Raw genomic sequence first — 25,670 nt, forward strand, 5'->3', positions numbered from 1 at the left:
GTATCTGTTTACCGCCATGGCCAAATTCCCTACCAGTACCGACCCTGAACTCGCTGCGATCAAATTACCGCCACACTCAGTGGAGGCGGAGCAGTCCGTATTAGGCGGCCTGTTGCTGGAAAACCATGCATGGGATCGCATCGCTGACGTCATTAGCCATAACGACTTTTACCGCCACGACCACCGGCTGATATACCAGACCATTACCAAACTGCTCGAACAGGGCAAACCGGCAGACGTGGTCACTGCAGGCGAGGCGCTGGAAAATCTGGGCGAGCTCAACAATGTCGGCGGCCTGCCTTATCTGGTTGCCCTCGCCCAGAACACCCCATCCGCTGCCAATATTCGCCGCTATGCCGAAATCGTGCGAGACCGCGGCATCATGCGCAAACTGGTCGAAGTCGGCACCGATATTTCCGAATCTGCCTACAGTCCGGCTGGCCGCTCCGCCAGCGATCTGCTCGATCAGGCCGAATCCAAGGTATTCGATATTGCCGAAGCAGGCGCGAAAGGCAAACAGGGATTCCTGGAAATCAAACCTTTGCTCACGCAGGTAGTCGAGCGCATCGATGAGTTATTCAGTCGCGACAACCAAAGCGATGTCACCGGCATCCCCACCGGCTTTGCCGATCTGGATTCCAAGACTGCCGGCCTGCAACCTGGCGATCTGATCATCGTTGCCGGCCGGCCTTCCATGGGCAAGACCGCGTTTTCCATCAACATGGGGGAAAATGTCGCGATCGACAGCGGCTTGCCGGTCGCGATTTTCTCGATGGAGATGGGCGGCGCACAGCTGGTGATGCGGATGCTCGGTTCCATCGGCCGGCTGGACCAGCACAAAATACGTACCGGACGCCTGCAGGACGACGATTGGCAGAAACTCACCTATGCCGTCGGCAAGCTGAACGATGCGCCTATTTTTATCGACGAAACACCTGCGCTCAACTCGCTTGAGCTTCGTGCCCGCGCCCGGCGGCTGCATCGGCAATGCGGCAAGCTCGGCCTGATTATCATCGACTATCTGCAACTGATGTCGAGCGTTTCCAGCGGCGAAAACCGCGCCACCGAGATTTCGGAAATATCCCGCTCGCTGAAAGGCCTGGCCAAGGAGCTGAATTGCCCGGTCATCGCACTCTCGCAGCTCAACCGTTCGCTGGAACAGCGCCCGAACAAGCGCCCGGTGATGTCCGACCTGCGAGAATCCGGCGCTATCGAACAGGATGCAGACGTCATCCTGTTCATTTACCGCGACGAGGTTTATAACCCGGACAGCGATGACAAAGGTAGCGCGGAAATCATCATCGGCAAGCAGCGGAACGGGCCGATAGGCACAGTCCGCCTGACCTTCCTCGGCGAGCATACGCGTTTCGAAAATTATGCCAGCGGACATGCCGAGCGCCGTGAGGACTACTGATTACATGGCTCGTCCGATATTTGCTCACATTGACACCGACGCCCTGAAGCACAATCTGGGCGTAATACGCAACCATGCCGGTACGGCCCGTATCATGGCTGTGATTAAAGCCAATGGCTATGGTCATGGCATGGCAAAAGTGGCACGCGCGCTCTGGACTACTGACGGTTTTGCCGTGGCCTCGATCGATGAAGCGATCCAGCTCCGCGAACTGGGCTGGCTAAAACCGATCCTACTGCTGGAAGGAGTGTTTGGTGCCGACGAAATTGCTGCCTGTGTCAATCACCGAATAGCAATCACCGTGCATCATTTCGACCAGATTCGCATGCTGCAGGCAAGCAAACCGGCACAGTCTCTGGCACTGTTCCTCAAGCTCAACAGCGGCATGAACCGGCTGGGATTCGAACCGCAGGACTTTCTTCGCGCGCTGGCACAACTGCAAGCCATGCAAACATGCACCGACATCACGCTGATGAGCCATTTTGCGACGGCAGACGATGCATATGGAATCGCCGATCAATTGCAGGTAATTCAGACCTGCTTTGATGAATTACCCTATCCGGTCAGCCTCGCCAATTCCGCTGCCTTATTCCGTTATCCTGCGAGCCGCGGCGATTGGGTGCGCCCGGGTATCGCTTTATACGGAGCGTCCCCTTTTGCCGACACGGCAGCGAGCGCACTCGATCTGCGCCCGGCAATGACGCTGCACAGCCGGATTATTGCGGTACAGACGCTTAAACCAGGCGACGCTCTCGGTTATGGGCGCACCTGGATTGCAGATCGACCCAGCCGTATCGGCGTAGTAGCGTGCGGTTATGCGGATGGTTATCCGCGTCATGCACCGACCGGAACGCCAATCCTGGTCAACGGCCAGCTTACCCGGACGCTGGGGCGCGTATCCATGGATATGATGTTTGCAGATTTGACCGGGCTGCCTGATGCCGATGCGGGCAGCGCAGTCATACTATGGGGCAAAGGACTACCGGTCGAAAGCGTGGCAAGCGCAGCAGGCACTATCAGTTATGAGTTACTCTGCGCCCGGGCACAGCGCGTACCCGATCACGAATAATTTACCCATAAAAAAGGCGTTCCGTTTTTATCCGGAACGCCTTTTTTACAGGCTTTTTTACAGGAGCAAATCCCTTACATTTTTTTCGCATCTGCGGCCGGAGCAGCAGGTGCACCCGCAGGAGCTGGAGCAGCGGCACCTGCGGCAGGCGCAGCACCTTCAGGCGGCGTGAATTTCGCGCCGCCAGCATTCGCCATGTAAGCAACGGCACGGGCAATTTCGACATCGGTCAGATCAGGATTGCCGCCACGGGGAGGCATTTGCCGAATACCGTTCTCTGCGTGCTGAATCAAAGTCTGATAGCCCTGCTTGATACGAGGACCCCAGGCGGCTTTATCGCCGAACTTGGGCGCGCCTAACGCACCAGGCGTATGGCAGGCAGTACAAACTTCGCCGAACACTTCGGAACCTTCTTTATCGACGTGCACAGCATTGGCATCAATTATCTTGACTTCGCCAACAGGGTGAATCCGCTCTTCGACAGCCTGGTCATTGTAAGCCAGCGCTGCCTCATTGGAATGGCTACCCTGAATCTTGGCAATCAAGCCGACAATCAAGGCAATTGCAATAATTGGTGCAAACAACCCACCCCATAATGCAAAGAAAAACTGTTGTGGTGTGGTTTTAGTCATTTTTGTGTCATGGTCACTCATCACTACATCCTTAAAAGTCGCAAACTCGAAGATTTTACGATTATAACGTCAAATCTTCAATCGCAAAAGCACTGCATGCAAATGCATATAGACGTTAACGCTGAAAATCGTTATCCTAGCAGTCTGAATGCGCCCGTAGCTCAGATGGATAGAGTGTTGGTTTCCGAAGCCAAAGGTCACTGGTTCGACTCCAGTCGGGCGCACCACCCCTTTCCACATCCCGCGAATACCAGGAGTACAACATGGCAGGACTGGATAAAAACACCCCGCTCCCGACTGAGATCAAATTGCATCAAGCCTCGCATATCCTGGAAGTGGCATTTAACGACGGCAGCATATTTCAGCTACCCTATGAATTTTTGCGCGTCTATTCGCCGTCTGCCGAAGTACGCGGCCATGGTCATGGGCAGGAAACACTGCAGGTGGGCAAACAGGGCGTCACCATTACCGGAATCGAACCGGTAGGCAGCTATGCCGTGCAGCCAACATTCTCCGACGGCCATGATTCCGGCATTTATTCCTGGGATTATCTTTATGAAATCGGCAAAAATCAGCAAATGTTATGGGAACGCTATCTGCAACGGCTAGCTGATGCAGGCGCTTCACGCACTCCACTTTAAGCTGGATACATTCGCAACATGCAGCAACTTGTACTGGATATCGCACCTCCGCCACCTCCGCGCTTTGATAATTTTGTAACGGCTACCAATGCGGAAGTGGTTCATGCCACCAGCGCAATGGCCATACAAAACAATAGCGAACCGCAGCTCTACCTATGGGGTGCACAAGGCAGCGGCAAAACCCACCTGCTCCAGGCCAGCGTGCATCTCGCGTGCTCTCGGGGTCACCGCGCTGTCTATGCTGATGCCGCAGCATTCGGCGCCATCGATCACACGGCATTCGAACTGCTTGCAATTGATAACGTCGATCAGCTTGATGCGCCCAGTCAGATAAAACTATTCAATTTCATCAACCAAGTGCGTGAGGGTCAAGGGCGTCTCATTGCGGCAGGACTGACTGCCCCCATGCAACTCCCGTTGCGGAACGATCTGACCACACGCTTGGGCTGGGGGCTGATTTATCAAATCCACCCGCTCTCCGATGCTGACAAACTGTCTGTCCTGTCAACGCATGCGCAGGCGCGTGGTTTCGAATTGCAGGCAGGCGTCGCCGATTATCTGATACGCCACTGGCGGCGCGATCTGCCGTCATTAATTGCTGCACTGGATAGCCTTGACCGCTATTCGCTGCAAACTCAGCGTCCGGTTACGCTGCCATTGCTCAAGGAAGTGCTAGGTTAATCCAGCCATGCACTAAAATTCCGCTGCCGGCTTTGGAATGGAAAAAGGGCACTCAGCGAGTGCCCTTTTTTACAGCTTGCTACTTGCAGTCAAACGTTACGGATTGTACGCACGCTCACCGTGGGTTGTAGTATCCAGACCTTCGCGTTCCTCTTCTTCAGGTACGCGCAGACCCATGAACATGTCGATAAGTTTGAACAGCACAAAACTCACGACACCTGACCAGACCACTGCTGTGCCGACTGCCCACAACTGACTGACCAGCTGGGTAGAGGTACTGTACTCGGCAACCTTGTTCGCAGCGTAATCAAACACGCCGGAACCGCCCAACGCAGGATTAGCCACGATGCCGGTACCCAGCGCGCCGATGATACCACCGATACCGTGCACGCCGAACACATCCAGACTGTCATCGTAACCGAGCATTTTCTTCAAGCCGGTCACACTCCACAAGCACACAGCACCCGTCACTGCACCCAGTACGATGGCACCCATCGGACCGGCAAAACCTGCTGCCGGCGTTACTGCAACCAGACCGGCAACCGCACCGGAGGTCACTCCAAGCAAACTGGGCTTGCCTTTGATCATCCACTCGACGAACATCCAGGATAAACCGGCTGCCGCAGTTGCAACGATCGTGTTAACCATGGCCAGCACTGCCGTACCGGTTGCTTCAAGGTTGGAACCGGCATTGAAACCGAACCAGCCCACCCACAGCAAGGAGGCGCCGATCATGGTCATCACCAGGCTATGCGGCGCCATGGCTTCCTTGCCGTAACCGATACGTTTGCCCAAAACGATCGCACCCATCAGCGCAGCCATACCGGCATTGATGTGGACAACAGTACCGCCCGCAAAGTCCAGCGCGCCCTTACCGAACAGGAAACCGGAAGGATCGCCGAATGCGGAAGGGCCGCCCCAGAACCAGACCATATGAGCCATAGGCAGGTATGAGAAAGTAAACCACAATACCGAGAACACCAGCATCGCGGAGAACTTCACGCGCTCAGCCAGACCGCCGACGATCAGCGCTACGGTAATCGCAGCAAAGGTCAACTGGAATACCATGAATACCATTTCGGGAATGACGACACCCTTGGAGAAGGTTTCCACCGTGGAATTCACGTCCATGCCGCTGAGGAACAATCGCGACATACCGCCGATAAAGTCGTTCATCCCCCCGCCTGCGGTAAACGCCATCGAATAACCATACACTACCCATAAAATGGAAATCAGGCAGAAAATGGTAAATATCTGCGTCAGCACGGACAGCATATTCTTGGAACGCACCAAGCCGCCATAGAATAATGCCAGGCCGGGGATAGTCATCATGATCACCAAAGCAGTGGCGACTATCATCCAGGTAGTATCACCCTTATCAGGTACTGGCGCTGCGGCTGGTGCAGCTGCAGGTGCCGATACGGGTGCTGCGGCTGCCGGAGCCGCTGGAGCAGGCGCTGCGGCTTCCGGAGCAGAAGCGGCTGCGGGCGCTGCAGCCGGCATGGCGGCATCATCGGCAAGAGTCACGCCGGAGATGCCTAAGGTACACAACATACTTAGTGCGATGAGCCATTTTTTCATGTCGCTCTCCCTTTATAACGCTTCTGGCCCGGATTCACCGGTACGAATCCGCACGGTTTGCTCCAGGTTGAATACAAAAATTTTGCCATCACCAATTTTGCCGGTATGTGCGGATTTTTCGATAGCCTCGATCACCTGATCGAGCAATTCGTCAGCAATCGCCGCCTCAATCTTGACCTTAGGTAGAAAATCCACCACATATTCCGCACCGCGATATAGCTCGGTGTGCCCCTTTTGCCGACCAAAGCCTTTAACTTCGGTAACGGTAATACCCTGCACGCCAATGGCGGAGAGTGCTTCACGTACCTCGTCCAGCTTGAACGGCTTAATGATTGCCGTAACGAATTTCATGTTTCCTCCTTAGGTCGAGCGCAAAGTCAAACAGTGCGCCCGGGTTGGTTTGCAACGATCAAAGTTAGAAAGTCCGGGATACTGCAGCTACGAAATGGCCATCACCTTGGTTATTATCGGAATTTGCGCCAAGAATCTTCCATCCGGCATCTTTTGCATTGGTATCGGTGTAATAGGCAGTTGCGCTCCATCCAGTACCCAAATCCTTGGTCACGCCCAGTTTCCAGTCAACGTAAGAGTACAGACTGTCATTGGAAGCACCTCCGGCAACTGCAGTACCTGCAAAATACTGATTACCTACGTGTGCATTGATGGTCCAAGTATCGACGACTGGAATATTGGCTGATAAATCAAGATAATACGAGCCGCTTGCATCATTGACACCAAACAAGCCATTCGACACGACGTACGAAACCTTACCGGTTAACCATTTGTAAGATAATGCGCCGTATAATTCGGTAGTATCAGGTTTTACCGTACCGACAGGCAATACACCATAATGCCCCGGATAGTAATATTGCAGCACGCCTACATCATAACCGATGTCGCCAACGGTATTCTTATAACCACCGTACATGTCCCATTCCATGCTGACCGAATTTTTCGTACCATCCTGATTCGTCACGTTATCGGAGAACCAGCTAATGCTGGAAGCCCAGGTACCAGCATAAAAACCACTGGAATGGCTAAAATCAAATCCGCCTTGAATGGCTGGCTTGCTTGCGGTCTGTGTAATACCGCGATAAACGTATTGGCTGGTCAAGCTTACGTTTGCACTTAAAGTGTAATCTGGCGCGGGCGCATCAGCCGCAAAAACAGGTGCCGTCACGCAGGCGAGTGCGATGGTTAAAATGGTTTTATTAAATGTACGCATCAGAAACTCCTAAAGTAAAAATCGCAACATTGCGTGAGGGATATAGCACAACCCATGCCAGAAAAATTATTAATAATAAACATTGGATTAAGCATACCTCATTCAAGGCCACATTTTTCATCGCACCAAATTAATGCATAAAGGGATGGCTTGGCACCATTAGCGGGCACGAATATGGTGCATCGGATGAAATTTCCTTGCGCTTTGCCTAGCGGCTTGGCAATTTGCCGGTTAAAATGAATCGGTCATTGACATTGGCACATTCACACAGAGGATAAACATGCTACCCAACCAGAAACTATTCGATGAACTCGGTGACAAAATCAGTCAGGCGGTCAATCAGGGGCCTTTCAAGGACATCGAGCATAACTTGCGGGCGCTAGTGCAGAGTACATTGCAGAAACTCGACATCGTGACGCGGGAAGAGTTTGATGTGCAGCAGGAAGTATTGCTGCGTACCCGTGAACAACTCGTCGCGCTTGAGGCACGGGTAGCCGAACTGGAAAAACTGATCACCCAGCCGCCGGCAGCATAAGCCCATATGGCGATAGCGGTATTGCACAGCCGTGCACTCACAGGCATGGCTGCACCAGAAGTCGTTGTTGAGGCCCATTTGGCGAATGGGTTACCCAGCTTTACCATCGTCGGACTTCCTGAAACAGAAGTCAAAGAAGCACGCGACCGAGTCCGTGCCGCCATCCAGAATTCCCGTTTCGAATTTCCGGTCAGCCGCATTACTGTCAACCTCGCCCCGGCTGACCTGCCTAAAGAATCAGGCCGTTATGATTTGCCTATCGCGCTCGGCATTTTGGCCGCATCCGGACAAATCCCGGTGCAAGCGCTGAAGGAGTATGAATTTGCCGGGGAACTGGCTCTGACTGGCGAACTGCGTCCGATACGCGGCGCACTGGCCATGACGTTGGGTGCGGTATCCAGCGGGCGGGCATTCATCCTGCCGACCTCCAGCGCTGCGGAAGCCGCATTGGTCGAACATGCGGTCATTTATCCGGCTGACTCCCTATTAGCTGTATGCGCACATTTAACCCGGCAAACCCTGCTCTCTCCACAACCGCGAACGGCAGCCGGCGACTCGGCTTTTTCAGTGCCGGATTTCTGCGATGTCAAAGGCCAGGCGGGTGCCAAGCGCGCACTGGAAGTTGCAGCCTCGGGAGGACACTCCCTGCTGATGTCAGGGCCGCCGGGCACCGGAAAATCCATGCTGGCAAGCCGCTTGCCGGGCATATTACCGGACATGAGCGAACTCGAAGCCATCGAATCGGCCGCCTTATTGTCATTAAATGGCGGATTCCGTCTGGCGCATTGGCGCCAGCGTCCCTACCGCAGCCCCCATCACACCGCCTCTGCGGTCGCCCTCGTCGGCGGCGGCAGCAACCCCCGCCCCGGCGAAATTTCGCTCGCACACCATGGAGTATTGTTTCTGGACGAATTGCCGGAATTTCCGCGCACAGTGCTGGAAGTGTTGCGCGAACCGATGGAATCGGGTGCAATCACGATTTCTCGCGCCACACGGCAGGTCGATTTCCCGGCACGATTTCAACTGGTCGCGGCGATGAACCCCTGTCCCTGCGGTTATTTGGGGCATCCGGCAGGCAAATGCCGATGCACACCGGATCAGATCGCGCGCTATCGTGGACGTATCTCCGGCCCACTGCTGGATCGGATCGATATACAAATTGAAGTGCCTGCGTTAAATCATGACGAATTGCTCAAACAGGCTGATGGCGAAGCCAGTGCCATTATCCAGCAACGCGTTGCAACTGCACGTGCGTGCCAAATCAATCGCCAAGGCAAAGCAAATACCGCATTATCCGGCACCGAAATAGACCAGTATTGCGCGCCCGACCCGGCAGGGGAAGCATTATTGAAACAGGCCATCACCCGCCTGAACTTGTCAGCGCGAGCCTATCACCGCATACTCAAAGTGGCGCGCACGATCGCTGATCTGGCAGGAGAATCCAGCGTTACCAGCCGACACGTTGCGGAATCGATCCAATATCGCCGCCTCGCCCACACTTAAAGGCCAGCCCTCATGTCTGCACGTCATCACGCCCTCGAAGGCTGGCTGGAAGAAAAACGCTCAGCTTATCTGTATCGCAATATTGCGCTGGCCGAGACTGGCACTTCAAGACAGGGCTTGTTTACCGAATTGGCCAATGCGGCAGAACAGCAGGCGAAGTTGTGGGAAATCGAGTTAACCAAGGCAGGCAGCGCCATTCCGGCCCGTTTTCAACCCGACCTGCGCAGTCGGCTGGTAAGCAATCTGGTGAAACGGCTGGGTACGCGCACGATGCGCCCCGTATTATCGGCAATGAAGGTGCGCGGCATGGCCATTTATACACACGCCAGCGCCCAGCATCTTATGCCCGCCACCATTGAAGATGTCGGCCAACGCCACCGTCTCGGCGGACATGGCAATTTACGAGCCGCGGTATTCGGCATCAATGACGGCCTGATTTCCAATGCCAGTCTCATTATGGGGGTAGCCGGTGCAACCATGGGTCAAAGCCAGATGATATTGATTTCCGGGCTGGCCGGATTATTGGCTGGCGCGTTTTCGATGGCTTCGGGTGAATATATCTCTGTGCGCTCACAGCGCGAAATGTTCGAATACCAAATTGGCCTGGAGCGCGAAGAGTTAGCGCAATATCCTCAAGAGGAAGCAGCAGAGCTGGCGTTGATTTATGCCGCCAAAGGCATGGACAAAACCGAAGCGGAGCGGGTAGCCGACACCCTGATTGCCGACCCTGACCGGGCGCTGGATACCTTGGCACGCGAAGAGCTGGGACTCAACCCTGACGAGCTCGGTTCACCATGGGGCGCAGCAGTTTCCTCGTTCCTGGCATTCTGCACTGGTGCTGCCATCCCCTTGCTGCCTTTTCTGTTCAGTACAGGACTACCCGCATTGCGGGGTGTCATGGGCATAACCGCCCTGGCATTATTTCTGGTTGGCGCCAGCATCAGTCTATTTACCGGCAGACAGGCCATTTTAGGCGGCTTGCGCATGCTGTTAATCGGCGGTGCAGCGGGCGCAGCGACTTATTTTACAGGTCATCTTTTGGGGGTCAGCCTTGGTTAGCAACAGCTCAGCGAGACATTTATCCTTATTTGCGGCATAATTGCCAAAATTAAAGCATTACAATCAAAAACTAACAATAAATCATCACAGGAGATAACACATGGATTTCAATATCACCACCGTACTCAATTTTAGCGCCATCCTTATTATGTTCTACTGCCTGTATTTGGTACTTTCGCTCAAATCCAGTATCCCGGGCGGCATGGTAGGCAAGCGCTGGAATTTTCTCTCCATGCTGGTGGTATTATTCACCATCGGTTATCTGTCAACCCCCTTCTTCGACCAATTGCCCGATGACATCCTGCGCCTGGTAGTCTCCGGCATCTTCCTGTTCGGTGCAGTTTATGTGGTCGTGACCGTCCGTCTCATTTTCAACATTATTCGCGAATTAACTGAATAAACTGGAGTAATCATGCATCCAGATTTGATCTTATTTCGCACCCCGAAAGGTGAAGAAATTGCCCGCAGTCACGGGCATGAAATCTCTGCCAACCATCGCCGTGCCTTACTGGTCGTCGATGGCAAAACCTCTGTCGCCAATCTGGCAAAAAAGGTGTTCTGGGTCAGTGATGTGACCTCCGTCCTTAAAGAGTTGTACGCATTGGGACTGATTCATGATGACGTATCGACGATACATGGCCAGGTCAGCCAGTCCGGCGGGGGTGGATTGTTATTAAAAGTTCAGCTTGCGACCATCGCCAAGGAATTGCTGGGCAGCAACGCTGAGCGCGTCATTAAAAAGATAGAAGACGCTGATGGCACACCCGATGCACTGGATGAAGCACTACTGGCCTGCAAGAAATTGATTAAACTGACAATCAGTGACGAACTCGCCGATACGTTCCTGCGACGTGGGCGCAATGCGATCGGCAAATAGGCATCACAGATCCAGTGTGATCACAACTGGCGCGTGATCGGACGGCCGCTCCAGTCGTCGGGGCGCCTTATCTACCACGCAGCTGCGGCACTGCGTAGCCAGTATTTCGGACAAAAGCACGTGGTCAATGCGCGCACCCATATTGCGTCTGAATGCGGCCATGCGATAATCCCACCAGGTAAATACCGCTTCCGCCTGTTCAAACATACGGAAGCTATCAATGAATCCCGTTGCCAGCAGGCCTTGAAATGCCTCCCGTTCAGCGGCTGACACCAGTATCCCATCTCCCCAGGCTACAGCATCATAGACATCGGCATCCGCCGGCGCTATGTTATAGTCGCCGAACACTGCCAGTTGCGGGTGGCGTATCAGCTCATCAGCCAGATAAGCGGTCAACGCACGCAACCAGGCCAGTTTGTAAAGATATTTTTCCGAATCCAGACTTTGCCCATTCGGCACATAGACGCAAACTACCCGGACGCCTGCTACTGTTGCCGCAATGACCCGCTGCTGCGGATCTTCCCAACCCGGGATACCCATCACCACATCATCCAGGCCCGCACGACTCAGGATTGCCACGCCGTTATAAGCTTTCTGCCCGCAATACGCCACTTGATAGCCTGCTGACGTTATCTCATCCAGTGGGAAATTCGCATCCTCGAGCTTGGTTTCCTGTAAACACACTACATCCAGCTGCTCAGTTGCTACCCAGTCCAGCAAATGAGGCAAACGTACTTTTAAAGAATTAACATTCCAGGTAGCCAATTTCATCATTGCTTGATTTGCCCTAACGGTGGGGTGTCCTGCTTATGCGCACCCGCGGCGGATGATTTGGGATAACCGGCTTCATCCAGCATGGCGCTCCATCGCACTGGCTCGAATCCTTTCAATGTCGCTTTGCCTATCTGTATTACTGGCAATTCCATTGCGCCTGTCAGCGCATTCAGCGCTTCCGCATCTGCCTTGCTTTTCTGCGGGTCTTTCAGTGTGTAAGGAATCCCGCGCTTTTCCAGAAGCGTTTTAGCATTGGCACACAGTGGGCCGCAATCGCCGCCAAACAAGGTAACTGGATTTTTACTGACTGCATTTTTCACCAAATACGAGGCCTGCCCATCGATTACATTGGGATTCAATTTGCGCTGCTCCAATTTACTTACATGTCCGGTCGGCGCCTGATCGCTGTAATGAACCGCGCCAGTTTTATCTACCCAACGATAAAAATCCGTCCCATCCGCACTACCGGCACAGATCAGGAGTAATCCAATCAGGCTGTTACGCAGCATACTTCCTCCTTGCTCAATTCATCCCACTATGACGCAATAGCGCATCCATGTTCGGTTCTCGTCCCCGGAATGCCACAAATGATTCGAGCGCAGGACGCGACCCGCCAACGGCAAGTATCTCCTGCCAAAATTTGATGCCGATTTCCGGAGATAAAACACCATTGTCTTCAAACAGGCTGTACGCATCCGCAGATAAAACCTCTGCCCATTTATAGCTGTAATAGCCCGCAGCGTAGCCGCCCGCAAAAATATGTGAGAAATTATTGGGGAAACGATTGTAGTCCGGAGGAAACATCACTGCAATCTGTTGACGCACTTCTTGCAATAATTGCAATGCGCTACCGGATTCCGTGGCCGCACCGCCATGCAGGCGCAAATCGAATAACGAAAACTCGATCTGACGCAAGGTTTGCAATCCGCTCTGAAAATGTTTGGCCGCAATCATCTTGTCATATAACGCGCGCGGCAATGGCATATTGGTGTCGACATGCTGCGTCAAATGCGAGAGCACATCCCATTCCCAGCAGAAATTCTCCATAAACTGCGATGGCAACTCCACCGCATCCCATTCCACGCCATTGATACCGGACACACCCATGTCTTCTATCTGCGTCAATAAATGATGCAGACCATGACCAAACTCATGAAATAGGGTTATGACTTCATCGTGCGTCAATAACGCGGGTTTGCCGCCAACAGGCGCAGAAAAATTGCAGGTAAGATACGCCACTGGCGTCTGGATGGCATCTCCTTTGCGTCTCCGCGTCAGCGCATCATCCATCCATGCACCACCGCGTTTATGCTCGCGAGCGTAGAGATCCAAATAAAACTGCCCGATAAGCTTGCCATTGCTGTCAGTGATGTCGTAGAACTTGACATCATCGTGCCAAACTTCAGCCTTGCCGGGATTAACCTCCAACCCATACAGGGTATGGATCAGTTTGAACATTCCCGGCAAAACCTTTGATTCCGGAAAATATTGCTTTACTTCCTGGTCGGAAAAGGCATAGCGTTTGGCGCGCAATTTCTCGCTCACATAACTTATATCCCATGCTTGTAGATCGGTCATTCCCAGTTCTGTCAGCGCGAAATCACGTAATTCCTGCATGTCGCGCTCTGCGTATGGTTTCGCACGCTGCGCCAACTCTCTTAAAAATTCGTCGACTTGCTGCGAGGATTCCGCCATTTTACTGGCCAACGACAATTCAGCGTAACTGGGAAATCCAAGCATCAAGGCCGCCTCATGCCGCAACCTGACAATATCGGCAATCAACCCGGTATTATCCAGCTCTGCCAAACCAAACTCCGAAGCGCGGGTTACGTATGCACGGTAGATTTTTTCCCGCAACTCACGATTCTCAGCATATTGCATTACTGGTAAATAACTAGGGGCATACAATGTCAGTTTCCAGCCCGCCTGACCGTCGCGATGTGCGGCATCCTGTGCAGCCAGCAAGACATCATCAGGCAAACCTACCAACTCGGCTGCATTATCAATCAGCAAGCTAAACGCATTGGTGGCGTCCAGTAAATTCTCTTCGAATCTGGCAGAAAACTGCGCCAGTTGCTCCTGAATTTGCAAAAATCGTGGCTTGTCATTTTCATTCAGTTCAGCACCACCCAGCCTGAAGTCCCTCAACTCATTTTCGATTATTTTTTTCTGCGCGGGCGTCAGCCATGCGAAACTTTGGCTATGTTTTAGCTGTGTGAATTTATTAAACAATGCCAAATTCTGTGCCAGTGATGCGTAATACTGGGTTATTTTCGGCAAATTCTCATTATATGTTTCGCGCAGTTCGGGGCTATTCATTACGCTATTCAAATGGGAGACCGGTCCCCAGGCGCGAGAAAGCCGCTCATTTGCGTCTTCCATCGGCTGGATAAACGTTGTCCATGAAAGTATATGCTCTGACGCGAGCAGTTTTGCGATCAGGTCCGAATTCTCTTGCAATAGCTGATCAATTGCAGACGTTACATCAGACGCCTTTATACTATGATAATGCGGCAGGCCGGTGAAATCGAGTAACGGATTCATTTATTCCATTCTTAGTAAATAACAATTAACAGTAAAATTTTATTCGCATCAATCTGCAACCTTGGCACGAGCTTATAATAAGTCTTTTAGGATAACATTAGCAGAGCATATTATGCACAGCCATTTATCAGCGGTACAAGCCTATTTGAATCACATGCCCACAATTGCCGACAGCGCATGGATACATCATAGCGCCAATGTGATCGGCGATGCCACTTTAAGTGCCAACTGCTCAGTATGGTGCGGCGCCGTCATTCGCGGGGATGTTAATCATATTGAAATCGGCGCCAATACCAATATTCAGGACAACAGCATATTGCATGTTTCCCACAAAACACCTCTCGACCCCTCTGGCTCACCTTTATTCATCGGCAGTAACGTAACTATCGGCCATGGCGTCATCCTTCATGGATGCAAAATCGGTGATGAGTGTCTTATCGGGATGGGTAGTCTGATTATGGATAAAGTGACGATAGAACCACAAGTATTGGTGGGTGCAGGCAGCCTTGTTCCTGAGGGTAAAACATTGTTAAGCGGCCATTTGTATCTGGGGCGTCCCGCCAAACTCATCCGTCCGCTTAGCAGCGATGAGTTAGCCTACTTTCAATACTCTGCCGACCACTACGTGGCTTTATCCAAGCAATACGCAATACGTTAAATCCGGGATTGGGCAGGTGGTGATGCCAATTTCTGGCAATAAAAAACCCCCATGGCGTAAGCCCTGGGGGTTTCTGGAATGGGTGTCTGACGATGACCTACTTTCACATGGGTAATCCACACTATCATCGGCGCGGTCCCGTTTCACGGCCCTGTTCGGGATGGGAAGGGGTGGTTCCAGGACGCTATGGTCGTCAGACGTAAACGGTTGGGCATGTCACAGATTTTATGTCTTATGACATGCGCCTTATTCGGAAGAAGTAAAGTTCTGGTTTGCGTGTTATACACGCATGTTTCAATTGTATCGCGCTTTATTAACCCAACCTGCTACTTAAGGTTATAGGGTCAAGCCTCACGGGCAATTAGTACTGGTAAGCTTAATGCATTACTGCACTTCCACACCCAGCCTATCAACGTCCTGGTCTCGAACGACCCTTCAGGGGGTCTAGCCCCCGGGAAATCTCATCTTAAGGCGAGTTTCACGCTTAGATGCTTTCAGCGTTTATCTCTTCCGGATTTAGCTACCCGGCGATACCACTGGCGTGATAACCGGTACACCAGAGATCCGTCCACTCCGGTCCTCTCGTACTAGGAGCAGGTCCCTTCAAATTTCCAGCGCCCACGGCAGATAGGGACCAAACTGTCTCACGACGTTTTAAACCCAGCTCACGTACCACTTTAAATGGCGAACAGCCATACCCTTGGGACCGGCTACAGCCCCAGGATGTGATGAGCCGACATCGAGGTGCCAAACTCCCCCGTCGATGTGAACTCTTGGGAGGAATCAGCCTGTTATCCCCAGAGTACCTTTTATCCGTTGAGCGATGGCCCTTCCATACAGAACCACCGGATCACTATGACCTGCTTTCGCACCTGCTCGACTTGTCAGTCTCGCAGTCAAGCATCCTTTTGCCATTGCACTATCGCTACGATTTCCGACCGTAGCTAGGATACCTTCGTGCTCCTCCGTTACGCTTTGGGAGGAGACCGCCCCAGTCAAACTGCCTACCATGCACGGTCCCCGATCCAGATAATGGACCTAGGTTAGAATCTCAAACACACCAGGGTGGTATTTCAAGGTCGGCTCCACGAGAACTGGCGTCCCCGCTTCAATGCCTCCCACCTATCCTACACAAGTCTGTTCAAAATCCAATGCAAAGCTACAGTAAAGGTTCATGGGGTCTTTCCGTCTAGCCGCGGGTAGATTGCATCTTCACAAACACTTCAACTTCGCTGAGTCTCAGGAGGAGACAGTGTGGCCATCGTTACGCCATTCGTGCGGGTCGGAACTTACCCGACAAGGAATTTCGCTACCTTAGGACCGTTATAGTTACGGCCGCCGTTTACTGGGGCTTCGATCAAGAGCTTGCACCCCATCAATTAACCTTCCAGCACCGGGCAGGCGTCACACTCTATACGTCCACTTTCGTGTTTGCAGAGTGCTGTGTTTTTATTAAACAGTCGCAGCCACCTTTTCACTGCAACCCTGTTCTGCTCCGCGAGCAAGTCGCTTCACATACTAGGGGCACACCTTCTCCCGAAGTTACGGTGTTAATTTGCCGAGTTCCTTCTCCTGAGTTCTCTCAAGCGCCTTAGGATTCTCACCCTGCCCACCTGTGTCGGTTTGCGGTACGGTCGTCCTTGAACTGAAGCTTAGTGGCTTTTCTTGGAAGCAGGGTATCGCTCACTTCAGTGCCGTAGCACCTCGTCATCATGTCTCAGCATTAAACCCCCGGATTTGCCTAAGGATTCTGCCTACACACTTAAACCAACTATTCCAACAGTTGGCTGAGTTAACCTTCTCCGTCCCCACATCGCATTCAAGGCCGGTACAGGAATATTAACCTGTTTCCCATCGACTACGCTTCTCAGCCTCGCCTTAGGAGCCGACTCACCCTGCGCCGATGAACGTTGCGCAGGAAACCTGGGGCTTTCGGCGAACGGGCTTTTCACCCGTTTTATCGCTACTCATGTCAGCATTCGCACTTCTGATACCTCCAGCAAGGTTCACACCTCACCTTCGCAGGCCTACAGAACGCTCTCCTACCATATGTACAAGTACATATCCGTAGCTTCGGTGCACAGTTTGAGCCCCGTTACATCTTCCGCGCAGGACGACTCGACCAGTGAGCTATTACGCTTTCTTTAAATGATGGCTGCTTCTAAGCCAACATCCTGGCTGTCTATGCCTTCCCACATCGTTTACCACTTAACTGTGTCTTTGGGACCTTAGCTGACGGTCTGGGTTGTTTCCCTTTTGACACCGGACGTTAGCACCCGATGTCTGTCTCCCACGCTCGCACTCTTCGGTATTCGGAGTTTGCAATGGGTTGGTAAGTCGTGATGACCCCCTAGCCATAACAGTGCTCTACCCCCGAAGGTGATACGTGAGGCACTACCTAAATAGTTTTCGGAGAGAACCAGCTATTTCCAGATTTGTTTAGCCTTTCACCCCTATCCACAGCTCATCCCCTAATTTTTCAACATTAGTGGGTTCGGACCTCCAGTGCGTGTTACCGCACCTTCATCCTGGCCATGGATAGATCATCTGGTTTCGGGTCTACGCCCAGCAACTATCGCCCTTATCAGACTCGGTTTCCCTTCGCCTCCCCTATTCGGTTAAGCTCGCTACTGAACGTAAGTCGCTGACCCATTATACAAAAGGTACGCAGTCACGGATCAAGTCCGCTCCCACTGTTTGTATGCATGCGGTTTCAGGATCTATTTCACTCCCTCCCGGGGTTCTTTTCGCCTTTCCCTCACGGTACTGGTTCACTATCGGTCGATTACGAGTATTTAGCCTTGGAGGATGGTCCCCCCATGTTCAGACAGGATTTCTCGTGTCCCGCCCTACTTGTCGCAAACTTAGTTCTACACACAGGTTTTCACATACGGGACTATCACCCACTATGGTCCATCTTTCCAGAAGGTTCTGTTAACGTGTGTGCTATATCTTGCAGGCTCCTCCGCGTTCGCTCGCCACTACTTGCGGAATCTCGGTTGATTTCTTTTCCTCGAGCTACTTAGATGTTTCAGTTCGCCCGGTTCGCCCCACTGAGCCTATGTATTCAGCCCAGGGTACCCCTAAGGGTGGGTTTCCCCATTCGGATATCTGCGGATCAAAGCTTGCTTGCCAGCTCCCCGCAGCTTTTCGCAGGCTGCAACGTCCTTCTTCGCCTGTAATCGCCAAGGCATCCACCACATGCACTTAGTCGCTTGACCCTATAACCTTAAGCGCCTTTTTCAAGGCTATCCGGTTACAGGTTAATAAAGCGCTTATGACCCGGCATCGCTCGACTAAAAGCCATGCCGGTTGATACAATCAAAACCCATTTGTTAACGCCCTTCCTCATCACGCTTGCGCGCGACGCGTCCAGTCGTCAACCTTTACTTCTTCCTGTTTGTTAAAGAGCTTTCACACTAAAGCGTGAGGTCTGACGCGTCTTCAACGCGGCACACCTGACACTTCAAGTCAGGCTACAATTGTTTCTTCGCTACGCACATTGCGTTCTACTGCGGCCTTGCTCAATTTGATTATTCATCAATCAAGCAGGGTGTTTGGTGGAGGATGACGGGATCGAACCGACGACCCTCTGCTTGCAAAGCAGATGCTCTCCCAGCTGAGCTAATCCCCCGTAATCTTGGTGGGTCTGGTTGGGCTCGAACCAACGACCCCCGCGTTATCAACACGGTGCTCTAACCAACTGAGCTACAGACCCTGTAGCAGGATCTAGTCGTGTCGGGCTACTCCGCTCTGCTGTCTACGGTTCGCCTTCTTCGCGCCATTCCCTGTGCGTCGCTGACAACCGATAAGTGTGAGTATTTACAGCAGCTTCTCTAGAAAGGAGGTGATCCAGCCGCAGGTTCCCCTACGGCTACCTTGTTACGACTTCACCCCAGTCATGAATCCTACCGTGGTAAGCGCTCTCCTCGCGGTTAAGCTACCTACTTCTGGTAATACCCACTCCCATGGTGTGACGGGCGGTGTGTACAAGGCCCGGGAACGTATTCACCGCGACATGCTGATCCGCGATTACTAGCGATTCCGACTTCATGCAGTCGAGTTGCAGACTACAATCCGGACTACGATCGGCTTTCTGGGATTAGCTCCCCCTCGCGGGTTGGCAACCCTCTGTACCGACCATTGTATTACGTGTGAAGCCCTACCCATAAGGGCCATGAGGACTTGACGTCATCCCTACCTTCCTCCGGTTTGTCACCGGCAGTCTCATTAAAGTGCCCAACTCAATGATGGCAATTAATGACAAGGGTTGCGCTCGTTGCGGGACTTAACCCAACATCTCACGACACGAGCTGACGACAGCCATGCAGCACCTGTGTCTAAGTTCTCTTTCAAGCACCAAGCCATCTCTGGCAAGTTCTTAGCATGTCAAGGGTAGGTAAGGTTTTTCGCGTTGCATCGAATTAATCCACATAATCCACCGCTTGTGCGGGCCCCCGTCAATTCCTTTGAGTTTTAATCTTGCGACCGTACTCCCCAGGCGGTCAACTTCACGCGTTAGCTGCGTTACTAAGGAGGTCTCCCTCCCCAACAACTAGTTGACATCGTTTAGGGCGTGGACTACCAGGGTATCTAATCCTGTTTGCTACCCACGCTTTCGTGCATGAGCGTCAGTGTCGACCCAGGGGGCTGCCTTCGCCATCGGTATTCCTCCACATATCTACGCATTTCACTGCTACACGTGGAATTCTACCCCCCTCTGCCGCACTCTAGTCTTTCAGTTTCCAACGCAGTTCCCAGGTTAAGCCCGGGGATTTCACATCAGACTTGAAAAACCGCCTGCGCACGCTTTACGCCCAGTAATTCCGATTAACGCTCGCACCCTACGTATTACCGCGGCTGCTGGCACGTAGTTAGCCGGTGCTTCTTCTGCAGGTACCGTCATTAATCATGGGTATTAGCCACAATCGTTTCTTCCCTGCTGAAAGAGCTTTACAACCCGAAGGCCTTCTTCACTCACGCGGAATGGCTGGATCAGGCTTGCGCCCATTGTCCAAAATTCCCCACTGCTGCCTCCCGTAGGAGTCTGGACCGTGTCTCAGTTCCAGTGTGGCTGATCATCCTCTCAGACCAGCTACTGATCGTCGCCTTGGTAGGCCTTTACCCCACCAACTAGCTAATCAGACGTCGGCCGCTCCAATAACGCAAGGTCTTGCGATCCCCTGCTTTCCCCCTCGGGGCGTATGCGGTATTAGCACAGCTTTCGCTGCGTTATCCCCCATTACTGGATACGTTCCGACGCATTACTCACCCGTTCGCCACTCGCCACCAGACCGAAGCCCGTGCTGCCGTTCGACTTGCATGTGTAAAGCATTCCGCCAGCGTTCAATCTGAGCCAGGATCAAACTCTTCAGTTTAATTCCTGTTCGCTACTCGCCATCTTCCGAAAAAAACAACTTTCGCCGTCGCTTGCTCACAATATCTCTATTTCAAGCATGCGTATTTACTACAATAGTTTTTAGCTTCGCTATCCCGCCACGGTCTCCCGGAACAAAACAACAAAACCGCTACCGTAAATACCCACACTTATCGGTTGTCCAATTGTTAAAGAGCGATAATTCTTGGTTGCGGGGGCAGGATTTGAACCTACGACCTTCGGGTTATGAGCCCGACGAGCTGCCAGACTGCTCCACCCCGCGTCCGATTGTTTCTTTACTTCTTCGCTGCGCTGTAGCGCTGCGTCGAGAGGTGAGACTATAGCAAAAGCAGTTCACTCTCGTCAACACTTTATTTAATTCTTTGCTTTGCAGTACATGGAATTTCCTGCGAGAATACTTCCAACCTTTTGAGTTATATTGCTATTTACCCTGGCGGTATAATTAACCAATTATTTTAGACAACCATCATGTTCCCTGCCTTCAGCATTGCCCGCTTGCCACGCATCGAATTCGGTTCCGGAAAACTCAAGCTATTGCCGCAACTTATTGCCCTGCACGGCAAACGCGCGCTTATCATTACCGGCGCAACCTCTTTCCGCTCGTCAGAACACTGGCCGCGCTTGCTAGCGGAGCTCACTGCTCGACATATCGAGCACGTTGATTTACGCGTTACCAGCGAGCCGTCACCGCAACTTATTGATGCAGCAGTGCGGCAATTCCATGACGCAGACATCGATATCGTTATCGCCATAGGCGGCGGCAGCACACTCGATGCCGCAAAAGCGATTGCCGGGCTACTGAAATCCGGACATTCTGTTATGGACTATCTGGAAGGCGTGGGGGCCGAATTGAGCTACACCGGGCCTGCAACACCTTTCATTGCTGTCCCTACTAGCGCAGGGACAGGTTCTGAAGCAACCAAAAATGCCGTGCTGAGCATGCAAGGCGCCAACGGATTCAAGAAATCATTCAGGAATGAGCAGCTGGTGCCCGAATACGCCATTATCGATCCGGATCTGCTCGAATCGTGCACTCCGGCCATGATCGCTGCAAACGGCATGGATGCATTCACTCAATTGCTCGAATCGCTGGTCTCGACCAAAGCAAACGCATTTACCGATGCGCTAGCATTAAGCGGGCTGGAAGCGGCAAATAACGGATTGCTCGACTGGTACCTGAATCGCACCCAGAATCCGGATGCGCCTGCGCAGATGGCATATGCGGCTTTGCTATCAGGCATTACACTGGCCCAAACAGGTCTGGGCTCAGTACACGGACTTGCTTCACCGCTTGGCGCCTTCTTCCCCATTCCGCACGGCGTGGTTTGCGGCACGCTGGTTGCTGCTGCGGCTGACATTAATGTCAGCGCACTACTTGATCGTGCGCCACAGCATCCGGCCTTGCGAAAATACGCCGAAACCGGACGACTTCTGGCCAGAAACCATACGCTTGATGATTACTCGGCCCGACAGGCACTGCTAACAACCCTGGAAGAATGGACGCAACGCATGTCGCTACCCAAGCTCTCCAGTCATGGCGTGACCGAAGCGGACATTCCGCGCATCGTTGCCAATAGCCGTGGCAGCAGCATGAAAACCAACCCCATAGTCCTGAGCGACGATGAAGTAGCAGCAATCATACTGCGGCGGCTGTAACTACTTGCCCAACTTCTTTGCGATAACGGTTTAAGTCTTTTGTGCTCTCAAAGTTGCGACCAAACAAATTGGACAGCTTGGTCAGTATGGTATTTACCACTTTCGCTTCCCATGGCGCATCAAAACGAATCTGCTCATCCAGCCAGCGCTCCAGCCACGCCGGATCAGGCAAGTGGCTCTGTACCGTATCATTAGGAAACAACGCCTGACTCACATGCAAATTGGTTGGGTGCAGCGCTTTTGCGCTACGCGAAGAACTTGTCATTAACACACCCACCTTGGAAAAAGCGGCCCGCGCCTCATCACCCAGACGCTCGATCGCCTGCTGCATGTAACGGAAATAAATCCCGCCATGACGGGCCTCGTCACCAGACAGCAACCCGTAAATATGCTTGATCACCGGCTCGGTATGCCATTGCCCGGCACAGCGATACCACTGCGTCAGACGTATTTCGCCGCAAAAATGCAGCATCAGCGTTTCCATTGGCGGCGCCGGATCAAATTCGAACCGCACTTCATGCAACTCGGCTTCGGTTGGCACCATATCCGGACGAAAACGCCGCAAATATTCCATCAACACCAGAGCATGCTTTTGCTCTTCATAAAACCATACCGACATGAATGCAGAAAAATCGCTATCGTGGCGGAAATCGCGCAGAAACATCTCGGTCGCAGGCAACGCCGACCATTCTGTAATTGCATTCATTTTAATTGTTGCGGCCTGCTCGTCCGTCAATAAATCCGCTTGGAAACTACCCCACGGCACATCTTGCGCCAGACTCCAGCGCACTCGCTCCAAACTCGCAAAAGCTTCAGGATAAATCATGCACACCCTCACAATCAGTCATTAGTTTAATTATGGTATCCGAGTTTTAATACTGCAATGTGACAAATCGAAGAAAAATCCGATATTCCAGTTTAGCCCAATCACAAGAGATATGCACAATCAGACGGCACGTCGAACCGGATAAAAAGTGCAACGCGCTGACGAAAGGCAAAAAAAACCCGAGTAATCATACTCGGGTTTGAAATCCTCTTATGATGGAGGATGGAGGAGACAACACTGAAGCTCTTGGGGAAAGAGCTGAAGAATCAGCGTTATTAGAATTTTCTAATATTATAACTTTCTTGTCAAGAACTTTTTCAAAATGATCTGGACAAGACATAATTCACAAACCCAATACTGCCGAAGATACGGATTGCTCGGCCACATCGAACATCTGCGCAAAACGTCCGGCGAGCAACCGGTAACGCGACAGATCCTCGCTGGTCAATACTGATTTGGCATGATCATGCTGCGGACGATACAAACACACACCTACGTCACTGTATATAAATACATCTGCATCCCGCTTTTCGGCAAGCACACGAATTTCAACCTGATGAGAAAAATCCCGCATCAAATTTTGCGTACGCGCTGCGCGCTGCTGTATAAATAACGGGTCAGACAGCACAACCCTCAAGCGCCGGGCAGTATTTTGCGCCAAAAAACTGCGCAACGACTCATGACGCGCATGCTCTTCAAACCCCAGGTCGGCAAGGTCTGTGTCATAGACGTCCAGACTCGCCTGGGCCGACGCAATTACCGTATCCACACCCTGCCGATATTCGCTCAGTGTAGTAAAAATCTGATAACCCTCATCAGGCACAAATGTACCAGGCATGACATTACACTCCTACCATAAGAAATCCATCGACATAGCAGCCATACAACCAGTCCAGCATCACCGCATCAAATACCTGCGCAGAAATTCGGCGCTTGTCGGCCAGTAACTGCAGCAAATCGCAGCACCCGGCCAGCTCCACCAGCTCCCCATTCAAATAATATTGGTCTGAATAGAACAGCATGCGCGACTGCGGCGCCAGGCGAAGCCCCTGCTTTTGCACCTGGGCTGCAAATTTCTCAAAACTGACGGCACGGCGCGGCGGCTGAAAATACACATGGGGTTTGGGTTCGGTCAAATAGCGCCCGAGAAAATCGGCCACATCAGCTCGCCCCCAACGCACCTGAGCAATCATGGCTTCCATTTGCTCAATCATCGCTTCGCCGATTTCTGCCGGATGCGTCTGCAGCGCCAGATCCGGATCCTGATAACGCCCTTCCAGCACCAGCTTGTCCTGCATATAAACCAGGAATTGGGTGGCAATCTCTTGCGCGGCAGGCGCCCGGAAGCCAATTGAATACGTCATGCATTCATCCATGGCAATGCCGTTATGCGCATAACGCGGCGGCAGATACAACATGTCTCCGGGCCCCAGCACCCACTCCTGCTCCGGCTGAAAATGCTGCAAGATTCGCAACGGCGCACCTTCCATCAGCGTCAAATCGTCTTGTGCACTGATCTGCCAGCGGCGATGACCACGCCCCTGCAACAGGAATACATCATAAGAATCAAAATGCGGACCGACGCCACCGCCAGGCACGGCATAACTCACCATCAAATCGTCCAGTCGTGCATGCGGGATAAAATCGAATTGCTGCAGCAACGCTTCGCCGGCAGGCACGTAATGATTCAATTCCTGCACCAGCAATGTCCATACCGCCTTGCTGCGCCCGGTTTTAAAATCACCTGCCGCAAACGGCCCCTGCCGCAACTCCCAGCCGGCCCCTTTCTGCCGCACCAACCGCGCCAGGACATCCTCATCTGCCGCCAGTTCGAACAAAGCCGCAGGCTCAATCAATCCGGTAAAATCCGGAATCGCATTGCGCACCAGCAACGGCTGCTTTTGCCAGTAATCGCGCAGAAATTCGTCGCGGCTGATGCCGCCAAGTAATTGTTTATTCATAGGCATGAATTATAATCCTGAAATGCGTTAGAATATCCGCATAAAATTTATCCGCCCCGTCGAGGACACACTATGCAAATCGCAAAAAATACCATTGTCACCATTACCTACGAACTCAGCAATTTGGCTGGTGAAATCCTGGAAAACGGCAGCGAACCTGTCAGCTACTTGCACGGCGGCTATGACGGCATATTCCCTACCGTCGAAGAAGCGCTTGAAGGCAAGAACAGCGGCGACGACATCGAAGTCACTCTTGAGCCGGAATATGCATTTGGCGAATACGAAGCCGAACTTATCCGTGCCGAGCCTCGCCACCTGTTCCCGGCCGAAGCCGCTGTTGGCATGCAATTCGAAGGCGCCGCCGAAGGTACCGACGAATTCATGCTGTACACAGTTACCGAAATTACCGAAGACACCGTCATGGTTGACGGCAACCACCCGCTGGCTGGCCAGACCCTGAAATTCAAATGCCATGTAGTCGACGTACGCCAAGCTACCGAAGAAGAAGTCAGCCACGGCCATGCTCATGGCGATCACGGCCATCACCATTAAACCGCACGGCGGCAAATTCTTTGCCGCCTATCCGTTTTTGTTATTTTCCGAACCATTACCATGCCGTTTTAACGGTCCAAGTTG

Annotated in this window: 22 protein-coding genes, 4 tRNA genes and 3 rRNA genes; 13 read left to right on the top strand and 16 right to left on the bottom strand. The window is 52.5% G+C overall.

The window, feature by feature from the left end:
* The first annotated feature begins 16 nt into the window (after nucleotides 1-16).
* Entirely contained in the window at nucleotides 17-1,414 is a 1,398-nt protein-coding gene (locus tag CAP31_RS13795; protein ID WP_087448064.1) for a replicative DNA helicase, read from the top strand.
* Nucleotides 1,415-1,418: 4 nt separating this feature from the next.
* Entirely contained in the window at nucleotides 1,419-2,483 is a 1,065-nt protein-coding gene (gene alr, locus CAP31_RS13800; RefSeq protein ID WP_087448065.1) for an alanine racemase, read from the top strand.
* A gap of 74 nt (nucleotides 2,484-2,557) precedes the next feature.
* On the opposite strand, the gene CAP31_RS13805 is transcribed toward alr, so the two are convergent.
* On the bottom strand, nucleotides 2,558-3,136 hold the full coding sequence (locus CAP31_RS13805) for a cytochrome c5 family protein (RefSeq protein WP_087448066.1): 579 nt from the start codon (nucleotides 3,134-3,136) through the stop codon (nucleotides 2,558-2,560).
* Between the two features lie 129 nt (nucleotides 3,137-3,265).
* On the opposite strand from CAP31_RS13805, the gene CAP31_RS13810 reads away from it, so the two are divergent.
* The 3 genes from CAP31_RS13810 to hda all read left to right on the top strand — a co-directional run bounded on the left by CAP31_RS13810 (nucleotide 3,266) and on the right by hda (nucleotide 4,437).
* Nucleotides 3,266-3,342: transfer RNA gene (locus CAP31_RS13810), tRNA-Arg, on the top strand.
* Nucleotides 3,343-3,378: 36 nt separating this feature from the next.
* Nucleotides 3,379-3,756, top strand: a complete 378-nt coding sequence (locus CAP31_RS13815) for a gamma-butyrobetaine hydroxylase-like domain-containing protein (protein ID WP_087448067.1) — start codon at nucleotides 3,379-3,381, stop codon at nucleotides 3,754-3,756.
* Nucleotides 3,757-3,774: 18 nt separating this feature from the next.
* Nucleotides 3,775-4,437, top strand: a complete 663-nt coding sequence (gene hda / locus CAP31_RS13820; protein ID WP_087448068.1) for a DnaA regulatory inactivator Hda — start codon at nucleotides 3,775-3,777, stop codon at nucleotides 4,435-4,437.
* A gap of 96 nt (nucleotides 4,438-4,533) precedes the next feature.
* Here the strand turns inward: hda and CAP31_RS13825 are convergent, their stop codons facing one another.
* The 3 genes from CAP31_RS13825 to CAP31_RS13835 all read right to left on the bottom strand — a co-directional run bounded on the left by CAP31_RS13825 (nucleotide 4,534) and on the right by CAP31_RS13835 (nucleotide 7,243).
* Nucleotides 4,534-6,018, bottom strand: a complete 1,485-nt coding sequence (locus tag CAP31_RS13825) for an ammonium transporter (protein ID WP_087448069.1) — start codon at nucleotides 6,016-6,018, stop codon at nucleotides 4,534-4,536.
* Between the two features lie 12 nt (nucleotides 6,019-6,030).
* A complete protein-coding gene (glnK, locus tag CAP31_RS13830) occupies nucleotides 6,031-6,369 on the bottom strand; it encodes a P-II family nitrogen regulator (protein ID WP_087448070.1) in 339 nt (112 codons plus the stop codon).
* A 64-nt stretch (nucleotides 6,370-6,433) separates the two neighbouring features.
* A complete protein-coding gene (locus CAP31_RS13835; RefSeq protein WP_087448071.1) occupies nucleotides 6,434-7,243 on the bottom strand; it encodes a TorF family putative porin in 810 nt (269 codons plus the stop codon).
* Between the two features lie 280 nt (nucleotides 7,244-7,523).
* Between CAP31_RS13835 and CAP31_RS13840 the strand changes: the two genes are divergently transcribed.
* From CAP31_RS13840 to CAP31_RS13860, 5 genes are all read left to right on the top strand, one after another.
* The gene (locus CAP31_RS13840; RefSeq protein WP_087448072.1) at nucleotides 7,524-7,778 is read left to right on the top strand and encodes an accessory factor UbiK family protein; all 255 of its coding nucleotides are present in this window, start codon (nucleotides 7,524-7,526) and stop codon (nucleotides 7,776-7,778) included.
* 6 nt (nucleotides 7,779-7,784) lie between these two features.
* On the top strand, nucleotides 7,785-9,281 hold the full coding sequence (locus tag CAP31_RS13845) for a YifB family Mg chelatase-like AAA ATPase (RefSeq protein ID WP_087448073.1): 1,497 nt from the start codon (nucleotides 7,785-7,787) through the stop codon (nucleotides 9,279-9,281).
* 12 nt (nucleotides 9,282-9,293) lie between these two features.
* Nucleotides 9,294-10,340, top strand: coding sequence for a VIT1/CCC1 transporter family protein (locus tag CAP31_RS13850; protein ID WP_087448074.1), 1,047 nt, complete (start codon nucleotides 9,294-9,296; stop codon nucleotides 10,338-10,340).
* 100 nt (nucleotides 10,341-10,440) lie between these two features.
* Entirely contained in the window at nucleotides 10,441-10,740 is a 300-nt protein-coding gene (locus CAP31_RS13855; RefSeq protein WP_087448075.1) for a hypothetical protein, read from the top strand.
* A gap of 12 nt (nucleotides 10,741-10,752) precedes the next feature.
* A complete protein-coding gene (locus CAP31_RS13860) occupies nucleotides 10,753-11,217 on the top strand; it encodes a hypothetical protein (RefSeq protein WP_087448076.1) in 465 nt (154 codons plus the stop codon).
* A 3-nt stretch (nucleotides 11,218-11,220) separates the two neighbouring features.
* Here CAP31_RS13860 and xth read toward each other — a convergent pair whose 3' ends face one another.
* The 3 genes from xth to CAP31_RS13875 are packed head-to-tail and all read right to left on the bottom strand — an operon-like array spanning nucleotide 11,221 to nucleotide 14,535.
* On the bottom strand, nucleotides 11,221-11,988 hold the full coding sequence (gene xth, locus CAP31_RS13865) for an exodeoxyribonuclease III (RefSeq protein WP_087448406.1): 768 nt from the start codon (nucleotides 11,986-11,988) through the stop codon (nucleotides 11,221-11,223).
* Nucleotides 11,988-12,500, bottom strand: a complete 513-nt coding sequence (locus tag CAP31_RS13870) for a glutaredoxin family protein (RefSeq protein WP_087448077.1) — start codon at nucleotides 12,498-12,500, stop codon at nucleotides 11,988-11,990. Before CAP31_RS13870 ends, xth begins: the two co-directional genes overlap by 1 nt.
* 13 nt (nucleotides 12,501-12,513) lie before the next feature.
* Entirely contained in the window at nucleotides 12,514-14,535 is a 2,022-nt protein-coding gene (locus CAP31_RS13875) for a M3 family metallopeptidase (protein WP_087448078.1), read from the bottom strand.
* Between the two features lie 112 nt (nucleotides 14,536-14,647).
* Between CAP31_RS13875 and CAP31_RS13880 the strand changes: the two genes are divergently transcribed.
* On the top strand, nucleotides 14,648-15,193 hold the full coding sequence (locus CAP31_RS13880; RefSeq protein ID WP_087448079.1) for a gamma carbonic anhydrase family protein: 546 nt from the start codon (nucleotides 14,648-14,650) through the stop codon (nucleotides 15,191-15,193).
* A gap of 84 nt (nucleotides 15,194-15,277) precedes the next feature.
* Here the strand turns inward: CAP31_RS13880 and rrf are convergent.
* The 6 genes from rrf to CAP31_RS13910 all read right to left on the bottom strand — a co-directional run bounded on the left by rrf (nucleotide 15,278) and on the right by CAP31_RS13910 (nucleotide 20,853).
* Nucleotides 15,278-15,391 (bottom strand): 5S ribosomal RNA (gene rrf / locus CAP31_RS13885).
* A 142-nt stretch (nucleotides 15,392-15,533) separates the two neighbouring features.
* Nucleotides 15,534-18,414 (bottom strand): 23S ribosomal RNA (locus CAP31_RS13890).
* A gap of 337 nt (nucleotides 18,415-18,751) precedes the next feature.
* A tRNA-Ala gene (locus CAP31_RS13895) sits at nucleotides 18,752-18,827 on the bottom strand.
* Nucleotides 18,828-18,834: 7 nt separating this feature from the next.
* Nucleotides 18,835-18,911: transfer RNA gene (locus CAP31_RS13900), tRNA-Ile, on the bottom strand.
* Nucleotides 18,912-19,033: 122 nt separating this feature from the next.
* Nucleotides 19,034-20,571, bottom strand: a 16S ribosomal RNA gene (locus CAP31_RS13905).
* The 16S, 23S and 5S rRNA genes sit together here with 3 tRNA genes alongside, the layout of an rRNA operon.
* Nucleotides 20,572-20,776: 205 nt before the next feature.
* A tRNA-Met gene (locus CAP31_RS13910) sits at nucleotides 20,777-20,853 on the bottom strand.
* A 206-nt stretch (nucleotides 20,854-21,059) separates the two neighbouring features.
* Between CAP31_RS13910 and CAP31_RS13915 the strand changes: the two genes are divergently transcribed.
* The gene (locus CAP31_RS13915) at nucleotides 21,060-22,247 is read left to right on the top strand and encodes an iron-containing alcohol dehydrogenase (RefSeq protein ID WP_087448080.1); all 1,188 of its coding nucleotides are present in this window, start codon (nucleotides 21,060-21,062) and stop codon (nucleotides 22,245-22,247) included.
* Here CAP31_RS13915 and CAP31_RS13920 read toward each other — a convergent pair.
* The 3 genes from CAP31_RS13920 to CAP31_RS13930 form a co-directional block, all read right to left on the bottom strand.
* Complete coding sequence (locus tag CAP31_RS13920) at nucleotides 22,228-23,073, bottom strand: acyl-ACP desaturase (RefSeq protein ID WP_087448081.1); 846 nt, start codon at nucleotides 23,071-23,073, stop codon at nucleotides 22,228-22,230. The genes CAP31_RS13915 and CAP31_RS13920 overlap by 20 nt on opposite strands.
* A 343-nt stretch (nucleotides 23,074-23,416) precedes the next feature.
* The gene (locus CAP31_RS13925) at nucleotides 23,417-23,911 is read right to left on the bottom strand and encodes a hypothetical protein (RefSeq protein ID WP_087448082.1); all 495 of its coding nucleotides are present in this window, start codon (nucleotides 23,909-23,911) and stop codon (nucleotides 23,417-23,419) included.
* A 4-nt stretch (nucleotides 23,912-23,915) separates the two neighbouring features.
* Nucleotides 23,916-25,040, bottom strand: a complete 1,125-nt coding sequence (locus tag CAP31_RS13930) for a cupin domain-containing protein (RefSeq protein WP_223247295.1) — start codon at nucleotides 25,038-25,040, stop codon at nucleotides 23,916-23,918.
* Nucleotides 25,041-25,106: 66 nt separating this feature from the next.
* On the opposite strand from CAP31_RS13930, the gene CAP31_RS13935 reads away from it, so the two are divergent.
* Nucleotides 25,107-25,586, top strand: a complete 480-nt coding sequence (locus CAP31_RS13935) for a peptidylprolyl isomerase (protein ID WP_087448084.1) — start codon at nucleotides 25,107-25,109, stop codon at nucleotides 25,584-25,586.
* The last annotated feature ends 84 nt before the right edge of the window (nucleotides 25,587-25,670 follow it).

It is taken from the genome of Sulfuriferula sp. AH1 (assembly GCF_002162035.1).
Taxonomy (GTDB): Bacteria; Pseudomonadota; Gammaproteobacteria; order Burkholderiales; family Sulfuriferulaceae; genus Sulfuriferula.